The following is a 17245-nucleotide window of genomic DNA, read 5'->3' on the forward strand; positions in this document are numbered from 1 at the left end:
GGCGCCCGGCCGGCCCCGAACGGAGGGGCCGGCCGGGCGCCGCCGTTCGTCCGGAGTTACCCAGCTGTTACCCCCTGTACCGGGGATTGTTCGATTCCTGGCGCAACCTACTCGACGGCCCGTCAGTCTCTTCCTGAGGGAGGGGAACGTACGGGCCGTTCGGCGTGTCCGTACCAGTAACGGGGGATGACCGTCGTTCTATCGTTTCTCCTGACTCATACCTTTTGTGCGAATCGGGGAAAGATGGGCGCCAACACCGTGCCGGATGCGACTACTGACGCGCCGGACGTCACCGTGATCATCGGGGCCTATGAGGCGATGCCGTACCTGAAGCGTTGCCTGGCGTCCGTCGAGGCGCAGACGCTTCCGGCCGGCCGTATCGAGATCGTGGCGGTCGATGACGGATCGGCCGATGGTACGGGTGAGTACCTGGAGGAGTTCGCAGAGCGGACCTCCGTCGCCACGCGGGTGGTGCGCCAGGAGAACTCCGGCGGACCCAGCGGCCCGCGGAACGTCGGACTCGGACTCGCTCGTGGACGGTACGTCTTCTTCCTCGACGCGGACGACTACCTCGGCGAGGAAGCCCTTGAGCGGATGGTGGCGATGGGCGACCGAGCCGGCACCGATGTGGTGCTCGGCAAGGCGGTAGGCGTCAACAGGGGCGCCCCCAAGTCGATGTGGGGCCGGACCGAGGAGCGGGTCGACGTCCACCGGTCCAAGGTCATCTACACGCTGAGCGCGCAGAAGCTCTTCCGCCGGGCAATGATCGAGCGCATCGGTCTGCGCTTCGACCGCAAGCTGACGACCGGTGAGGACGCCCTCTTCACGATGGAGGCGTACCTGCGCGGCGCGGGTGTGTCCGTCGTCGCCGACCACACCTGCTACTACCTGGTCGGCCGCGACGACGGCAAGCACGCGACCAGGCGAGGCGGTTACGTTCCGCGCTTCGACGCCATGGAAGCCATGATGGCTCTCATCCACAGGCTGGAGCCGGCCGGTCCCAAGCGCGACCTCCTCATGGTCAGGCCCTTCACCGTCGGCATGCTCCAGCAGTTCGGTCCCGCTCTGCTGAGGCAGCCGCCCGACGAGCAGCGGCACAGGATGGAACTGGCGGCTCCGCTGATGCGGCTCTACTGGTCCGACGGAGTGGCCCGCCGGATCAAGGTTGCCGAACGGCTGAGGCTGGCCTGCGTCGCAAGCGGCCGACTCGACCTGCTGGCCGGTGTGCTGTCGTTCCAGAAGGCGGGCACGGTCCCGGAACTGGTCAGTTCGGAGAAGGGGGACAAGCTCTTCCTCGCCTACCCGTACTTCCGCGTCGCGGAGGCCGGGCTCAAGGACACGAACTACCAGGTCACCGTGCCCGACTGGCACGGCGGCACCCGGGTCCGCAGGCCGCGCCGCGTGGCGGTGCCGCGCCCGTCGGCGGCGCGCCGGGCCCTCCGGCGGTTGCGCCGGGGCGTCAGGGCATGCCGAAAGCGGCTGACCGTCGGCTGAGGCCCTTGCGGGGGCCGGCAGTGGTCCACTCGCCGCACGCGAGGGGTGGACACTCCCTGTGTGGGTGCCTCGTGGCCCAACTGTGGGGAACGCAGAGATAAACTCGCATAATCTACATGGTCGCCCACATGGCCTCCATATGATCGAGACAGGTACAACGTGAAGGCTCTCGTACTCTCCGGTGGGGCGGGCACCCGTCTGCGTCCCATCACGCACACGTCGGCGAAGCAACTGGTCCCGGTGGCGAACAAGCCTGTCCTCTTCTACGGGCTGGAAGCCATCGCGGAGGCAGGGATCACCGACGTGGGGATCATCGTGGGCGACACGGCTCCCGAGATCCGCGAGGCGGTCGGCGACGGTTCCGCCCTCGGGATCGACGTCACGTACATCCCCCAGGACCAGCCGCGTGGCCTGGCCCACGCGGTGCTCATCGCACGCGACTTCCTCGGTGACGACGACTTCGTCATGTACCTCGGTGACAACTTCATCGTCGGTGGCATCACCGCTCTGGTCGACGAATTCCGTGTCGAACGTCCCGAGGCCCAGATCCTGTTGACCAAGGTGCCGAACCCGACGTCCTTCGGGGTCGCGGAGCTCGACGCCGAAGGCCGGGTGGCATCCCTGGAGGAGAAGCCCAAGGAGCCGAAGAGCGATCTCGCCCTCGTCGGCGTCTATCTCTTCACTCCGGCGGTCCACGAGGCCGTGCGGTCGATCGAGCCGTCCTGGCGCGGCGAGCTGGAGATCACCCACGCAATCCAGTGGCTGATCGACCATCAGCACGACGTCCGCTCGACGACCATCTCCGGGTACTGGAAGGACACCGGCAACGTCACCGACATGCTGGAGGTCAACCGTTCGGTCCTGGAAACACTGAAGCCGGTCACCGAGGGCACGGTCGACGGGAGCAGCGAGATCATCGGACGGGTGCGCATCGAGGCGGGCGCTCGCGTCACCAGCAGCCGCATCGTCGGCCCGGTGATCATCGGGGCCGACGCGGTCATCAGCGACTCCTACGTCGGCCCCTTCACCTCTGTCTCCGAGGGGTGCCGGATCGAGGACAGCGAGATCGAGTACTCCATCGTTCTGCGTGGCGCGTCCCTCTCCGGCGTACGCCGCGTCGAGGCCAGCCTCATCGGCCGGGACGTCGAAGTGACGCCCGCGCCCCGCAACCCGTCCGCCCACCGGCTCGTGCTCGGTGACCACAGCAAGGTTCAGATCTCTTCATGACGACCAACATCCTGGTGACCGGCGGGGCCGGATTCATCGGCTCCCACTACGTCCGCACCGTGCTGGGCCCTCAGGGACCGGGCGACGTCGCCGTGACGGTCCTCGACAAGCTCACCTACGCGGGCAATCCGGCCAACCTCGACGAGGTCCGCGAACACCCCGGCTTCAGCTTCGTGGAAGGGGACATCTGCGATGCCGAGCTCGTCGGCAAGCTGATGGCCGAGCACGACCAGGTGGTGCACTTCGCCGCCGAGTCCCACGTGGACCGTTCCATCGACGGCGGAGCCGAATTCGTCCGTACGAACGTCGTGGGCACGCACACCCTGATCCACGCCGCGCACCTGGCCGGCATCAAGACCTTCGTGCACATCTCGACCGACGAGGTCTACGGCTCGATCGACGAGGGCTCCTGGCCCGAGACGCACCCGCTGGAGCCCAACTCCCCCTACTCCTCGGCCAAGGCGTCCAGCGACCTGATCGCCCTCTCGTACCACCGCACGCACGGACTCGACGTGCGGGTGACGCGCTGCTCCAACAACTACGGGCACCACCACTTCCCCGAGAAGGTCATCCCGCTCTTCGTGACCAACCTCCTGGACGGCAAGACGGTGCCGCTGTACGGCGACGGCGCCAACGTGCGCGACTGGCTGCACATCGACGACCACGTCCAGGGCATCGAACTCGTGCGTACGAAGGGCCGCGCGGGCGAGGTCTACAACATCGGAGGCGGCACCGAGCTCTCCAACAAGGAGCTCACCGGACTGCTCCTGGAAGCCTGCGGTGCCGACTGGGACACCAGCGTCACCTACGTCGAGGACCGCAAGGGCCACGACCGCCGGTACTCCGTCGACTGCACGAAGATCCGTGAAGAGCTCGGCTACGAGCCCCGGAAGGACTTCGCCACCGGCCTCGCCGAGACCGTGCAGTGGTACCGCGACAACCGTGCCTGGTGGGAGCCGCTGAAGGACCGGGCGGCGCTGTAGGTTCCGGCGGCCGGGTCGTGGGCGCCGACGTCGACGGGCGCCGTGGCGGGGTGCCCTGGCCGGCGACCCACGGGCACGGCGACAGGCACGAGGAAAAGGCACGATGAAAGGGCGGAAAGCGGTAATGAGCAGGAGTTGGCTGGTCACCGGCGCGGGCGGGATGCTTGGACAGGACGTCCTGACCCGGCTCGACCGGGACGGGGAGTCCGCGGTGGGCCTGGACCGTCAGGCGCTGGACATCACGAGCCCCGACGCCGTACGCCGGGCCGTCGAGGAGCACAACCCCGCTGTGATCGTCAACTGCGCGGCCTGGACGGCGGTGGATGACGCCGAGACCCGGGAGGGCGAGGCGTTGCGCGTCAACGGCGACGGTCCGCGCCTGCTCGCCGAGGCCTGCGCCGAGCGCGGAACCGTACTGATCCAGGTCTCCACCGACTACGTGTTCGACGGAACGGCCGGAGAGCCGTACCCGGAGGACGCCCCCACCGGGCCCCGCAGTGCCTACGGGCGCACCAAGCTCGTGGGTGAGCAGGCGGTGTGCTCCCTGCTGCCCAGCACCGGATACGTCGTCCGGACAGCCTGGCTCTACGGGGCGGGCGGAGGCAACTTCGTCCGGACGATGATCAAGCTCGAAGGTGTCAAGGACACGCTGGACGTCGTCGACGACCAGCGGGGCCAGCCCACCTGGACGGCCGACCTCGCCGACCGGCTTGTGCGGCTGGGGCAGGGTGCTCTGGCCGGAACCGCACCGGCCGGCGTCTACCACGGGACCAGCGGCGGCGAGACGACCTGGTTCGGTTTCACCCAGGCCATCTTCGAGAGGCTGGGCGCCGATCCGGAGCGTGTGCGCCCGACCGACAGCGCCGCCTTCGCGCGCCCTGCACCCCGCCCCGCGTACAGCGTGCTGGGACACGACCGCTGGAAGAATGCCGGAATCGAGCCCATCAGGGACTGGCGTGACGCGCTGGCCGAAGCGTTTCCGTCCTTGCTCGGAGCATCCTGAACTTCTGATGATTGCCGTCTGTCGTCCGGACGCAGTAAGTTCACTGCCCATCAGCCCGGTCGACTCGGCGCGAAAGGCCTTTCGGTGGGCGGACTGCCGTTCTCGGCCCGATGGGGCCGGACGAATCGGATCCGCTTCCTGGGAAGGCTGAACCACGGCTCGGCCCGGCTTCGGGTGTCAGTCTCACCGGTGTGACGCCCGCGAAGTGTTCCACACGGAAGGGGATCCGTATCATGGCAACACAGGCGGCTACGGCTGCGAAGAGGATGGTCAGGAAAATCGTCGGCGAAGAGGGATGGAAGCGGCTGCGCCGCTACCGGAGGAAATTCGCAGGGGCACCCACTCCCGCTCCTCGTCCCGCCAAGCCTACGGGAATCGATGCGATCTCCGGAGACCTCTGCAAGCTGGCCAAGCATTTCAGGACGGACAAGTGGGGGACTCACAGGTATGCGCAGCACTACCAGAAGCACCTCCAGCACCTGAAGAACGAGCCCATCAATCTCCTGGAGATCGGTGTGGGTGGCTACAGCAGGGCAGGGCAGGGGGGTGCCTCGCTGCGGATGTGGAAGCACTTCTTCCCCAACGCCCACATCTTCGGCATGGACATCCAGGACAAGTCGTTCGTCGACGAGGACCGGATCACCACCTTCGTCGGTGACCAGTCGGACCCCGGCTCCCTCGTCGGAGTCGCGGCGAAGGTGGGCACCCTGGACGTCATCATCGACGACGGAAGCCACCTCAGCCCGCACATCCTCACGACGTTCGAGACGCTCTTCCCGCTGCTCCGCGACGGCGGTATCTACGCCGTCGAAGACACTCAGACCTCGTACTGGCCGGAATGGCAGGGCAGCGAGGACCGCGATGACCCCAAGACGAGCATGTCGATGCTGAAAAGGCTGGCCGACGGCATCAACTACGAGGAGTTCGTGGACGCCGACTACGCGCCGTCATACACCGACCTGAATATCGTGGGCATGCACTTCTACCACAACCTTGTCATCATCGAGAAGGGTAGGAACGCCGAAGGTACGAACAAGAAGCGAGTGCTCAAGAAGCGCTACAGCCAGGAGAACGCGGCGAGCTGAAACCATGCACCGGTTTTCGTTCGGTGCCCATTCTTGGGATCCGTCGGGCACTGCGCATCGCTGATCGGCTCTTCGGTGCCCGTCGGTCAGGTTTCCCATTTTCTGTTGTCCGGTCACTCGCTGTTCGTGCCTGATTACCGTGCCTTCGTTGTATAAGGCGCCTTCGCCCTCGATATATCCTGACCGGCGGGCGTCCCGGGTGGGATGCGGTGCCGATTTTCCCTGATCATCAAATGAGGTTCTGCATGTCCGTCAAGGTCAGCGTCGTCATTCCCGTATACAACCCGGGTGAGTACATCGAGGACTGCATCTCCTCGCTGTTGCGGCAGAGTCTGCCGAAGGACGAGTTCGAGGCGATCTTCGTCGACGACGGTTCGACGGACGCCACCCCCGCCCGCTTGGACGAGATCGCCGCCGCGCACGCGAACATCCACGTCATCCACCAGGAGTCCTCGGGTTGGTCGGGCAAGCCCCGTAACGTCGGAACCGCGGCGGCCCGGGGCGAGTTCGTCATGTACGTCGACAACGACGACTGGCTGGGCGACGAGGCGCTGGAGCGGATGTACCGCTACGGGGTCGAGAACGGCGCCGATGTCATCATCGGCAAGATGGCGGGCAAGGGGCGTCCGGTCCCCGTCGAGCTCTTCCGCGTCAACCGTCCGCGGGCCGACGTCTCCAGCGCCCCGCTGATGGACAGCCTGACGCCGCACAAGATGTTCCGCCGGGAGTTCCTGGAGAGCAACAACATCACGTTCCGGGAGGGGCGCAGACGACTCGAGGACCATGTCTTCGTCGTCGAGACCTACCTCCGGGCCGCGAACATCTCGGTCCTCAGCGACTACCTGTGCTACTACCACATCAAGCGCGAGGACGCCTCGAACGCGGGTTTCCAGCGCTTCGACCCCGTCGGCTACTACGGCAACCTCCGTGAAGCGCTGGACATCGTCGAGAAGTACACGGAACCCGGCCAGCTCCGGGACAGCATGTTCCGCCGCTGGCTGCGCAACGAGATGGTCGAGCGGTTGCGGGGCAACCGTCTGCTCAACCTTCCGGAGGACTACCGGCAGGAGATCTTCACCGAGATCCGCGGTGTGGTCACCGAGCGCTTCGGACCGGGTGTCGCCGCCGGTATGCAGCCGACCCAGCAGATAGTCGCGGCTCTCGTCGTGGACGACCGCCTCGCCGACATCGAAGAGCTGGCACGCTGGGAGGCCGGCATCAAGCCGGTCGGCCGGCTCGAGAGCCTCGGCTGGGACGGCGGGTCGCTCAAGGTCGCCTTCACCGCCGAGTACGAGGTGTCGGGCGTGCCGATGACCTTCCGCTCGGAGGACGGCAAGGACACGCTCGCGCCGCCGCTCGCGCAGGAGACACTGGCCACGATCGAGGCCCTCGGCGTCAGCACCCTGGCGCCCGTGGACAGGTCCAAGGTCGACCTGGTCGTCCGCGAACGGTCCACCGCCGCGGAGTTCTTCCAGCCGGTCGACTTCACACGGGAGCGGATCCCAGGAGGGGACGACGTCACGTTCCGGCAGGAACTGCGGGCCGTCGCGACCATCGACCCGGAGACAGCGGCCAACGGGGCGTCACTCGGCAAGGGCATCTGGGACATCCTCGTCCGGATCAGCTCCTGCGGCTGGACCAAGGAGTCCCGGCTGGGATCCGTGCGCTCCGACCAGGTGGAGGAGAGCCGGCGCGGCACTCTGAGCGGCTCGCCCCATCGGGTGGTCCTGCCCTACTGGACCGAACCCCACGGCAACCTCTCGCTCGACGTGGACCTCGCCACCAGCCGCATCGACCGTGACGTGCGGGCACTCGCCCCGCAGGACATCCGGGTCGGCGACGGACGCGTCGTGCTCCCGCTCCCCGTCGACGTGGACCCCGGAGCCGAGACCGGGACCGTGGCGCTGCGCTTCAAGGCGGCCGGTATCCCCGCTGTCCGTACGGAGGGCGCGCTCACCGCACAGGCGCGAGGCTCCGTACTCACGGCGGAACTGCCCGCCGGTCTGCTGCCCGGCCACACCTGGGACATGGGTCTGGGGCTGCCGTCCGCCCAGCGCGGCAAGCCGCGGTGGACCCCGCTCCCCACCGCTCTTCTGGTCGCAGCGGACGGCACCGTCACCACCGGCGCGGCAGGAACGCCGAGCCCCTCGCCGGCCGTCCCGGCGGAGCCCGCCCCTGTGGCCAGGAAGAAGGGATCCTTCCCCGGCCGCGTGGCAGGACGACTCAGGCGAAGCCTGTTCGGCTGAGGTCACGTCCGCCCCGGCAACCGCCGGCCACCCGCCAACCGGAGGGTGCGTCCCACCAAGCGTGTGCAAGCACGTTGAGAAAGAAGCAGAAAAGTATGCGACCTCTGTCCATCGAAGGCGCCTGGGTGCATGAGCCGAAGGTGTTCCCCGACGACCGCGGCAGCTTCCACGAGTGGTTCCGCGGCGCGGAGTTCCGTACGTCGACGGGCCAGGACCTCAGCCTCGTCCAGGCGAACTGCTCGGTGTCCCGGCGCGGCACCCTGCGTGGCATCCACTACGCGGATGTACCGCCGAGCCAGGCGAAGTACGTGAAGTGCGTCCGTGGCGCGGTTCTCGACGTCATCGTCGACATCCGTGTCGGGTCCCCCACGTACAAGCAGTGGGAGATCGTACGGCTCGACGACGTCAGCCATCACGCCGTCTATCTCTCCGAGGGACTGGGACACGCCTTCTTCGCGCTGAGTGACGACGCCACGGTGGTGTACCTCTGCTCCGAGGGCTACGCACCCGAGCGCGAGCACGGCATCAACCCGCTCGATCCCGACCTCGCCGTTGCCTGGCCCGAGGACATCGCACCGCTGCTCTCGCAGAAGGACGAACAGGCTCCGACCCTGGCCGAGGCGGAACAGCAGGGCCTGTTGCCCCGCTACGAGGACTGTGTCTCGTTCCGGGAGCAACTGCGCGCACGCTGACGGGGCGCTTCCGTGCGGCAGGGCTGTCTCCGGAGCGGCCCTGCCGGCACGCGGGGGAGGCACCCCCGGTACGCGGCCACCTCACGGGCGACGTGGCCGACGGACGTCCACGCCCGGGGGATGCGCGCGCGAACGTGCTGCCCGCCGGGCGCGGCCCCGACGGCCCCCGCCGTGCGGCGGAGGCCGACGCCCGCTACTCCGGGCGCAGCAACCTCCGGACGGGGCGGCCCACCACCTGCCGCGCACGCCGGTAGGCGGACGGCCACGCGGCCGCGCCGGCGCCGCGCTGCACCTTGATGTCGATCGGGCGGCCGTTCTTCCGTTCGAGCTGGCCGAGCAGAAGGGCGTTCTGTTCCGCCAGTTCGTCCATCCGGTGCTTCATGAAGCTGAGCCGGCTGCTCATCGCGTCGGGATCGGTCTCGGTCCACGGGCGGACGGCGGGCGGCAGGGCCAGCTTGGAGAGCTGGGCGTCGAACGCCTTGCCCCGGTCACCGTGGTGGAAGGTGTTCTCCAGGCCGTTCTTCTCCATGAAGCCGGTGAAGCGGAGGAAGCGCTCCTTGTGGCCGTTGACCAGCTCGCTGAAGTCGGCCGCCTCGTAGAGCTCCGCCGGGTCGATGTTCTTCGGCGTCTCGGAGATCTTGCGGTGCGGGATGCCGAAGTAGCGGCAGAGCTCCAGGGTGCGCGAATCGCTGCAGAGCACCGTGCTCGGAACACCGGCCAGCAGCGCCGCGATGTTGCCGTGGATGCGGGAGCCGAAGGAGAAGTCGAACGCGCGTAGCTCCTCGATCCAGGTGGCCGGGTCGACGTAGATCCGGACCTTGCCCTCGCGGTACATCGGGTGCGACGGATGGGTCGGCATGGAGGTCTGGGCGCCGATCGGGTTGGCCGTCTCGCGCCAGTGGAGCAGCTCCGCCTCCAGGAGGTTCTGCCCGACGAACCTCAGGTGCGGGTAGCGGGCGTGCGCCTGCCGGATGATCGCGTCCAGGCCGTGTGAACGGACCGCGCTGTGCGAGCCGTTCACCGAGATCCTGGATTCCGTGGTCAGGGACTCGGTCGTCTTCTGGAGGGTGAACGTCTCGCCGTGCATGAACATCGAGGGGCAGCCGATCACCTCGACGTCCCGGAAGCCCATGCCTTTCAGGTACTGCTCGGTGAACTCGCCCCGCACGCCGATCGAGGCGCTGTGGTCGAGCACCGCCGAGACGAACTCCTTGACCGTCGGCTCCATCGGCTTCAGCCGGTTCGCGTTGTACTTGAGATCCGCCTGGGCGCCGACCCCGAGGACGACGACCGGGATGCGCAGCTTCTTGATCAGCTGGGTCATCCGCTTCAGCGGGCGCTCGAACGTCGGCCGGAACGCGTTGGCCAGGGGCACGACGAAAACGTCGAACTCCTCGTTGATCCGGGCCGCCGCCGACGGGTCGGTGCGAATGCCGTTCGAGAAGACCTCGGCCCGCGGGGTCGTCAGCAGCTTGTGCGCCGCATCGCTGAAGATCAGATTGCCCGCGTTGGTTGCGAAGACATCTCTGTGGAGGGACTGCTCGAGCGAAGCCACATCGAAGGGGCTCTTGCCTGATCGGAGGAGGATGCGCTTCTGGCGGGCCGGTTCATCTGTCACATAAAGAGGGTAGCCCGATGAACGGCTGGTGGAGGTTACGTAAATGACTCCATTCAGGCGTATGTCGGTCGGCCTGAATCAACCGTTCCACGATGTAGAGGACGGCTGCGACAGCAGCTGAGACGGCGCGGTGCCCCCACCCTGCCTCGCGTAGATTTGGGGCGACCGAGCAGGACGACGTGATGTGGGGACGGGCGTACGTGTCAGGGGCAAGGGAATCTCGAGGCGCGGCAGCGGAGACCGAAGGCGTGACGGGCACACCCTCAGGTGACGGAAGGGTGGGGCGGCCGGGTGTCACCGGTGCCCGCAGGATCGTCGTCAAGGTCGGATCGTCCTCGCTCACCACGGCGGCGGGCGGGCTCGACGCCGACCGGGTCGACGCGCTGGTGGACGCGCTCGCCAAGGTCAGGAGCGGCGGGGAGCGCGAGATGGTCCTCGTCTCCAGTGGCGCCATCGCGGCGGGCCTGGCCCCGCTCGGCCTGGTCCGCAGGCCCAAGGACCTGGCGCGGCAGCAGGCCGCTGCGAGCGTCGGCCAGGGCCTGCTCGTCGCGCGGTACACCGCCTCCTTCGCCCGCTACGGCGTACGGGTGGGGCAGGTGCTCCTCACGTCCGACGACACCAGCAGGCGCGCCCACTACCGCAACGCCTACAGCACCCTGGACCAGCTGCTGGAGATGGGCGCGTTCCCCGTGGTCAACGAGAACGACACCGTCGCCACCGACGAGATCCGGTTCGGTGACAACGACCGGCTCGCCGCCCTGGTCGCCCACCTCGTCCACGCCGACCTCCTGGTGCTGCTGTCCGACGTGGACGGCCTGTACGACGGGGACCCGAGCATGCCGGGGACCTCCCGCATCGCCGAGGTCACGGGGCCGGCCGACCTGGAGGGCGTCACCATCGGCAGCGCCGGAAAGGCCGGGGTCGGCACCGGTGGCATGGTCACCAAGGTCGAGGCGGCCCGGATCGCCACCGCCGCGGGAATCCCGGTGGTACTCACCTCGGCGAGCCACGTCGCGGACGCCCTCGCGGGGCGCGAGACGGGAACCTACTTCCATCCGACGGGCCGCCGCTCCGCGGACCGGCTGCTCTGGCTCGCGCACGCCTCGACCCCGCAGGGAGCCCTCACCCTCGACGACGGAGCCGTGAGCGCGGTGGTCGAGCGCCGTACCTCCCTGCTCCCCGCCGGCATCTCCGCGGTCGAGGGCGAGTTCTCCGCCGGTGACCCGGTCGAGCTGCGGGACCCCTCCGGCACCGCGGTCGCCCGCGGGCTCGTGAACTTCGACGCCAAGGAGATCCCCCAGCTGCTCGGAAGGTCCACCCGCGACCTCGCCCGTGAACTGGGGCCCGCCTACGAGCGCGAAGTCGTACACAGGGACGATCTCGTCGTCCTGACGCCCCGTACGGCCCCCTGAAACGGCTGAAAGTCCCGCCCGTGGGCGGAGACCTTCACGAAAACCACCCCACACCGGGCTCCGGGCTGGTCAACTTTGTCCCTGGGACACAAAGGGGTCAGCACAGCCACACATTCACAGGAGGCCGCCGGTGAGACGAGCGCGCCCGGGGGCGCCGCCCCGCGGAACGGGCAGCCGCGCCCTGACCAGCGTCGGAGCGGGGGCCGACTTCGTCGGCACGCCGGCCGACCAGCCCTTCGAGCAGGAACCGGCGGTGAGGGACGAGGAACGGATCCGCTCCAAGCTGTGGCACATCACCCTCAGCGTGTCCGGGAGTGAGACGCCGCTGCAGGAGGTCAGGCGCGGGCTGGAACAGCTGGCGCACGACCACCCCTTCCTGCTGACCAGCCGCTACGCCAACGACCACGCGGAGATCCGCTACTGGGAGGAGGCCCGTGACCTCCACGACGCGGCGGCGGTGGCGCTCAGGCTCTGGGGGGAGCACCGCTCCAGCGCGAAGCTGCCCCCGTGGGAGATCGTGGGCCTGGAGGTCATCGACCGGGAGACGTACCACCTGAGGGTCGCCGAGGGCTACGGCCCGCCGCCCGCGGCTCCGGTCGGGGTCCACCCGTACTGACCGTGCCTCCACGCCGGGTGTTCGGGGGCCGGTACGTCCGTCTCGTATCACGGGATGTGTGCCGGGCGCCCGCAGTGTGCGCACTACTCTGCGGGCATGACCACGCTCTCGCCGTACGACAACATGTCCCCGGTCGCCCAGGCCGCCTACCGGGCACGCGCCGCAGCCGACGACATCGCGCCACTCCCGCGCGCGGCGAAGGACGACGCGCTGCTGGCGATCGCGGACGCGCTGGAGGTGCGTACCGGGGAGATCGTCGAGGCCAACGCCGAGGACGTGGCGAAGGCCCGGGCGGCGGGTACCAGCGAGTCGGTCGTCGACCGGCTCACCCTCACGCCCGAACGCATCCGCGCCATCGCGGCCGACGTGCGTGACGTGGCGGCCCTGCCCGACCCGGTCGGCGAAGTGGTCCGAGGCTCCACGCTCCCCAACGGGATCGACCTGCGACAGGTACGGGTACCGCTCGGAGTGGTCGGCATCATCTACGAGGCCAGGCCCAACGTGACGGTCGATGCCGCCGCTCTCTGCCTCAAGTCCGGCAACGCCGTCCTGCTCCGCGGCTCCTCCTCCGCCTACGCCTCGAACACGGCACTCGTGCGGGTGATCCGTGACGCGGTGGGAGGTTCCGGTCTGCCGGCGGACTCGGTGCAGCTGGTCCCCGGCGAGAACCGCGACTCGGTCCGCGAACTGATGCGGGCCCGCGGTCTGGTCGACGTCCTGATCCCCCGGGGCGGGGCCTCCCTGATCCGCACCGTCGTGGAGGAGTCGACGGTGCCCGTCATCGAGACCGGCACGGGCAACTGCCATGTGTACGTCGACGCCCGGACCGACCTCGCCATGGCCGTCGACATCCTGGTCAACTCCAAGGCCCAGCGTCCGAGTGTCTGCAACGCCGCCGAGACCCTCCTCGTGCACAAGGACATCGCCGACGAGTTCCTTCCCCTCGCCCTGGATGCGCTGGCCGAGGCGGGTGTGACGGTTCACGGCGACGAGCGGGTGCTCGGGTACGCCGAGGGTTCCAAGGCGACGGTCGTGGCGGCGACGGCCGAGGACTGGGAGACCGAGTACCTCTCGTACGACATCGCGGCCGCGGTCGTGGACTCGCTGGACGCGGCGGTGGCGCACATCCGGCTCTGGTCCTCCGGTCACACCGAGGCGATCGTCACCACCTCGCAGGCCGCGGCCCGCCGGTTCACCCAGTTGGTGGATTCCACGACGGTCACCGTGAACGCGTCCACGCGCTTCACGGACGGCGGCCAGTTCGGGTTCGGCGCGGAGATCGGCATCTCGACGCAGAAGCTGCACGCCCGTGGGCCCATGGGGCTGCCGGAGCTCACGTCCACGAAGTACATCGTGACCGGGGACGGCCACACCCGCTGAAGCGCTCCCGGCGGGAAGAGAGCCGACTTTGCGGGCTCTCTGCCCGGAACGGCCCCGCCGGGGCTACGCTGAAACCGTGCCGGACGACGTGGGGGGCAGGCCGTTCCCGGACGGCTGGGAGCCCGACGACGACCGCGGGGGCGCGGACGAGGACTTCGCCTCCGTGGTGTTCGACGAGGACTTCATCAGGTCCGCCGAGATCCACGAACCCACCGCTGTCGAGCGTCTGCTGGCCGCGGCGCAGGCCCGCGCAGAGGCCGAGGCGAGCAAGGCACGCTCGGGTGCCGGAGCGCTGGACGACGACCTCTACGACGACTACGTGCCGGACGGCCTGTACGCCCGCGAGCGGGCGTTCGACGACTCCCACGACCCCGACGGGCCCCCGGACGGCCCGTACGGCCCTCACGGCGGCTCCCTGCGCCCGTACCGGGGTGCGGCGCGCTGGCACCGGCCGGTCGCCTGGATCCTCGCTCTGCTGATGGGCATCGGGATGGTGGCGCTGGCGTTCAGCGCCGTCTACCGCGGAGCGGCGGGTGACCGTGAGGACAAGGTGCCTCCACCGGTGACCAGCGGGGTGGACGAGCCCGGTGCGATTCCGTCGGCCCCGGCCGGAGCCTCCCGTCCGGCGGTCTCGGCCGTCCCCCGCATCCCCTGAGCGGCGTCGCCCGCACTCATCGGCCGTGCCGCTGCCCGGCCGCTTCGTGAGGGTCACGCCGCTGCCCACCGGGCCACGGGCCCGCTCCGGGGCCGGCCTGTGCCCGGCCGCGCTCCGGCGCCCCGGCCGCCGGCGTGGTGACGGCCGACCCGGGTGCGCCCCGTTCGATGCGCGCGGCCGTGCTTCGCCCGGGCCCCGTTCGAAGCGCGGTGGAAGTCTCCGTACGGCCGACGGCCGGATGTCTCCGCCCGGCCCGGCGGCGCGTGGCGCGTACGCCGCGGCGGTGTGGCCCCGTCTTCTCCGTGCCGCCCCCTCCTCCTCCGTCTGCGCCTCTGTCGGGGTGTTCCCCCTGTTCCTCCGGGCCCGTCCTCGGGGCCCCTCTCCCCAGCCCCTCTCCTGGCGGCGCTCCACCTGCGCTCCCACCTGCGGGGCGTTTACCTTGAGGGCGATCGATCCAATCTGAAGGTATGACCGTGTGACCCCTCCTCCCGTCCCCGTCCCCGGGAAGAGGGCCAGCCACTCGCCCATGTGTCGAACCCGTGACGGACAGGTCCGCCCGGCGCCGAACGGCCGAGGCGGATCCCAGCGCCAGCTCCCGCCGGTGGCGCGGAGAACGGGAGAAGTCATGACAGGCCGCGGAGAACCGCCGGAAGGGCCCCCCGAGAACACGTCGGGAGGGGAGGACGAGTATCGCTCACTCGTCTTCGACGAATCGTTTGTGCGAGCCGCCAGGCTGCAGGAGTTCTCCGCCGTGGAGCGCATGGGCGACCACGCGCGCGCCGTACGCTCCCTCCCCGGTGGCCGCAGTGTCAGGAGGCACCGGTCCAGAGCCGGTATCGCTCTCGTCCTGCTGATCGCCCTGGCGTTCGCGGCCGCCGTCTACATGGGCTTCCGCAACCCTTATCCGGCCCCCGTAGGCAGGCGTGCCGAGCCGTTGCGGACCGACGTGGTCCCGCTCGCCCCTCGAGGACCCGTCCCGGGAGCGGCCGCCGAGGCTCTCCTCGCCGACGGTCCCGCCGCCGGCCACCGCACCGGGGCCGCGGGTATCAACTTCCCCGCGGTCCGGCGCACGAAGAACTTCTCCGACGGTCAGGTGACCATCGCCCTGGCCACGGTCAAGGACTACCTCGTGAACTCGTCCCTCGATCCCGACGTCCTGACCGGTGGTGTCGTCCGGCCCGTCGCCCGGCTGCTCGACCCGGACCAGACCGCGCAGTTCGACCGGAGCATGGACTCACCCGCCGATGACGGCGAGCACAGTGCCACCGGCTGGCTGGTGCGCTTCGATCCGGCCGCGGTGGAGCTCGCCGACCCGGACATCAGGGTCAGCGGCACGCTCTCCTACGCGGAGGCGGGGTCGGACACCCTGGAGGTGGTGTCCGACCACACCTTCACCTACGCACTCAGGCCGGCCGCTCAGGGACCCCACCGCACCGACGGGGCGTCGCTGTTCACCGTGCGCCGGGTGCTGCACTTCCTGCTCGACCGGGAGGACATCCGGCTGCACCGGCTGGAGGTCCGCACCGCCTACGTTCAGGCAGGCCCGCAGTCCTGCTCGGCCAGGACGGAGAGGGCGCTGAGCCCGCTGCTGGCGGGTGAACGGGCGGACACCCGAGGGCCGACGGGCACCGATCCCTACGCCACCGGAGTGCCCAGGGCCGGGCTCTGCGGAGCCCTCGCGGTCAGCTCCCCGACCCCGGCTCGCCAGGGTCCTTAGGCCACCGCTGCTGCTCGGAGCCGTCCGTGGTCCCCGAGGACCGCGCCCCGCCCCCGGACGGACCACCACTGCCGGAACCACCACCGCCCGTGAACCTGTCCCGAAGCTTGCCCCCGAGGTCTCCCGCACCGCCCGCGATGTCGCCCACGAGCTTCATCAGCGGGTCCTTGCTGGTGCGCACCGTGTCGGCGTAGTGCGTCGCGGACTCCCGGAAGGAGTCCGTCACCGAGGTGTCCTTGTCCTCGTCGCACTTGGGGTAGTGGCCGTCCATGAGGCGCTGGAAGTCCCGGGTCTCCGACCACTTCTTGAGCTCGGCCGCCCGGACCGTGGTGAACGGATGCGTGCGCGGCAGCACATTGAGGATCTTCAGCACGGAGTCGCGGAGGTCGCCGCTCTTCTCGTACTCGTCGGCCTGCGCGAGGAAGGCGTCCACGTTCATCTCGTGGAGGTGGTTACCACCGGCGATCTTCATCAGACCGCGCATCGACGCCCGCAGATCCTGCCCGACCAGCAGGCCCGCACGGTCGGCGGACAGCTCCGACTTGCGGAACCACTCGCGCAGCGCCGTCACGATCGCCATGATCGCGACGTTGCCCAGCGGGATCCACGCCACCTTGAGAGCGAGGTTGGTGAGGAAGAGAAGTATCGTGCGGTACACCGAGTGACCGGAGAGTGCGTGGCCCACCTCGTGGCCCACGACGGCACGCATCTCCTCCTCGTCGAGCAGCTCGACCAGCCCGGTCGTCACGACGATGATCGGCTCGTCCAGGCCGATGCACATCGCGTTGGGCCGCGGATCCTGGGTCACGTACATCGGGGGGACCTTCCGCAGGTCCAGGATGTAACAGGCGTCCCGCAGCATGTCGTTGAGATGGGTGAACTGTGCGTCGCTCACCCGGACGGAGTCGGACAGGAAGAGCAGCCGCAGACTGCGCTCGGGCAGGAGGCCGCTCAGCGCCTTGAAGACCGTGTCGAAGCCGCTCAGTCTCCGCAGCGCCACCAGGGCCGAGCGGTCCGCCGGGTGCTCGTAGGCACGCGAGGAGATACCGGGAAATCGCCTGCGCTGCCTGCTCGGCACGCTCTCGTCACTGGCATCGGTCATGGATGGCCCCCTGTT

At 69.1% G+C, this 17245-nt stretch carries 14 protein-coding genes; 12 read left to right on the forward strand and 2 right to left on the reverse strand.

The genetic code is table 11. The features are described from left to right. The first annotated feature begins 243 nt into the window (after positions 1 to 243). From ACGFNN_RS02285 to rfbC, 7 genes are all read left to right on the forward strand, one after another. Positions 244 to 1494 (forward strand): glycosyltransferase family 2 protein, encoded by a 1251-nt coding sequence (locus ACGFNN_RS02285; RefSeq protein WP_393552045.1) that lies wholly within the window; start codon positions 244 to 246, stop codon positions 1492 to 1494. A 159-nt stretch (positions 1495 to 1653) separates the two neighbouring features. Beyond that, positions 1654 to 2721 (forward strand): glucose-1-phosphate thymidylyltransferase, encoded by a 1068-nt coding sequence (locus ACGFNN_RS02290; protein WP_393552047.1) that lies wholly within the window; start codon positions 1654 to 1656, stop codon positions 2719 to 2721. Further along, on the forward strand, positions 2718 to 3704 hold the full coding sequence (rfbB, locus tag ACGFNN_RS02295) for a dTDP-glucose 4,6-dehydratase (RefSeq protein WP_365522109.1): 987 nt from the start codon (positions 2718 to 2720) through the stop codon (positions 3702 to 3704). The genes ACGFNN_RS02290 and rfbB overlap by 4 nt, the downstream gene beginning before the upstream one ends. A gap of 124 nt (positions 3705 to 3828) precedes the next feature. Then, positions 3829 to 4707 (forward strand): dTDP-4-dehydrorhamnose reductase, encoded by an 879-nt coding sequence (gene rfbD / locus ACGFNN_RS02300; protein WP_393552049.1) that lies wholly within the window; start codon positions 3829 to 3831, stop codon positions 4705 to 4707. Positions 4708 to 4940: 233 nt separating this feature from the next. Next, positions 4941 to 5792 (forward strand): hypothetical protein, encoded by an 852-nt coding sequence (locus tag ACGFNN_RS02305; RefSeq protein ID WP_393552050.1) that lies wholly within the window; start codon positions 4941 to 4943, stop codon positions 5790 to 5792. 245 nt (positions 5793 to 6037) lie between these two features. Continuing rightward, a complete protein-coding gene (locus tag ACGFNN_RS02310; RefSeq protein WP_393552051.1) occupies positions 6038 to 8038 on the forward strand; it encodes a glycosyltransferase family 2 protein in 2001 nt (666 codons plus the stop codon). 95 nt (positions 8039 to 8133) lie between these two features. Beyond that, complete coding sequence (rfbC, locus tag ACGFNN_RS02315; protein WP_393552052.1) at positions 8134 to 8730, forward strand: dTDP-4-dehydrorhamnose 3,5-epimerase; 597 nt, start codon at positions 8134 to 8136, stop codon at positions 8728 to 8730. A 193-nt stretch (positions 8731 to 8923) separates the two neighbouring features. Here the strand turns inward: rfbC and ACGFNN_RS02320 are convergent, their stop codons facing one another. After that, positions 8924 to 10348, reverse strand: a complete 1425-nt coding sequence (locus tag ACGFNN_RS02320) for a polysaccharide pyruvyl transferase family protein (protein ID WP_393552054.1) — start codon at positions 10346 to 10348, stop codon at positions 8924 to 8926. Between the two features lie 248 nt (positions 10349 to 10596). Between ACGFNN_RS02320 and proB the strand changes: the two genes are divergently transcribed. From proB to ACGFNN_RS02345, 5 genes are all read left to right on the forward strand, one after another. Then, positions 10597 to 11760, forward strand: a complete 1164-nt coding sequence (proB, locus tag ACGFNN_RS02325; protein WP_393552056.1) for a glutamate 5-kinase — start codon at positions 10597 to 10599, stop codon at positions 11758 to 11760. Positions 11761 to 11890: 130 nt separating this feature from the next. Further along, the gene (locus ACGFNN_RS02330) at positions 11891 to 12376 is read left to right on the forward strand and encodes a hypothetical protein (RefSeq protein WP_365522130.1); all 486 of its coding nucleotides are present in this window, start codon (positions 11891 to 11893) and stop codon (positions 12374 to 12376) included. 96 nt (positions 12377 to 12472) lie between these two features. Beyond that, a complete protein-coding gene (locus tag ACGFNN_RS02335) occupies positions 12473 to 13756 on the forward strand; it encodes a glutamate-5-semialdehyde dehydrogenase (protein ID WP_393552058.1) in 1284 nt (427 codons plus the stop codon). A 76-nt stretch (positions 13757 to 13832) separates the two neighbouring features. Next, positions 13833 to 14411 carry a hypothetical protein gene (locus ACGFNN_RS02340; protein WP_362668158.1) on the forward strand — a complete coding sequence of 193 codons (579 nt, stop codon included), beginning with the start codon at positions 13833 to 13835 and terminating at the stop codon, positions 14409 to 14411. A 625-nt stretch (positions 14412 to 15036) separates the two neighbouring features. After that, positions 15037 to 16128, forward strand: coding sequence for a hypothetical protein (locus ACGFNN_RS02345; RefSeq protein ID WP_393552060.1), 1092 nt, complete (start codon positions 15037 to 15039; stop codon positions 16126 to 16128). Here the strand turns inward: ACGFNN_RS02345 and ACGFNN_RS02350 are convergent. After that, positions 16094 to 17230 (reverse strand): M48 family metallopeptidase, encoded by a 1137-nt coding sequence (locus ACGFNN_RS02350; protein WP_393552061.1) that lies wholly within the window; start codon positions 17228 to 17230, stop codon positions 16094 to 16096. The two genes, ACGFNN_RS02345 and ACGFNN_RS02350, sit on opposite strands and share 35 nt — an antisense overlap. Positions 17231 to 17245: the final 15 nt, after the last annotated feature.

The sequence above is a fragment of the Streptomyces sp. NPDC048590 genome, assembly GCF_043199535.1.
Taxonomy (GTDB): Bacteria; Actinomycetota; Actinomycetes; order Streptomycetales; family Streptomycetaceae; genus Streptomyces.

Coding starts and splice junctions, on each gene's coding strand:
- rfbB (WP_365522109.1), top strand. CDS start 2,718: ATGACGACCAACATCCTGGTGACCGGCGGGGCCGGATTCATCGGCTCC.
- ACGFNN_RS02335 (WP_393552058.1), top strand. CDS start 12,473: ATGACCACGCTCTCGCCGTACGACAACATGTCCCCGGTCGCCCAGGCC.
- ACGFNN_RS02345 (WP_393552060.1), top strand. CDS start 15,037: ATGACAGGCCGCGGAGAACCGCCGGAAGGGCCCCCCGAGAACACGTCG.
- ACGFNN_RS02305 (WP_393552050.1), top strand. CDS start 4,941: ATGGCAACACAGGCGGCTACGGCTGCGAAGAGGATGGTCAGGAAAATC.
- rfbC (WP_393552052.1), top strand. CDS start 8,134: ATGCGACCTCTGTCCATCGAAGGCGCCTGGGTGCATGAGCCGAAGGTG.
- ACGFNN_RS02285 (WP_393552045.1), top strand. CDS start 244: ATGGGCGCCAACACCGTGCCGGATGCGACTACTGACGCGCCGGACGTC.
- ACGFNN_RS02350 (WP_393552061.1), bottom strand. CDS start 17,230: ATGACCGATGCCAGTGACGAGAGCGTGCCGAGCAGGCAGCGCAGGCGA.
- ACGFNN_RS02310 (WP_393552051.1), top strand. CDS start 6,038: ATGTCCGTCAAGGTCAGCGTCGTCATTCCCGTATACAACCCGGGTGAG.
- rfbD (WP_393552049.1), top strand. CDS start 3,829: ATGAGCAGGAGTTGGCTGGTCACCGGCGCGGGCGGGATGCTTGGACAG.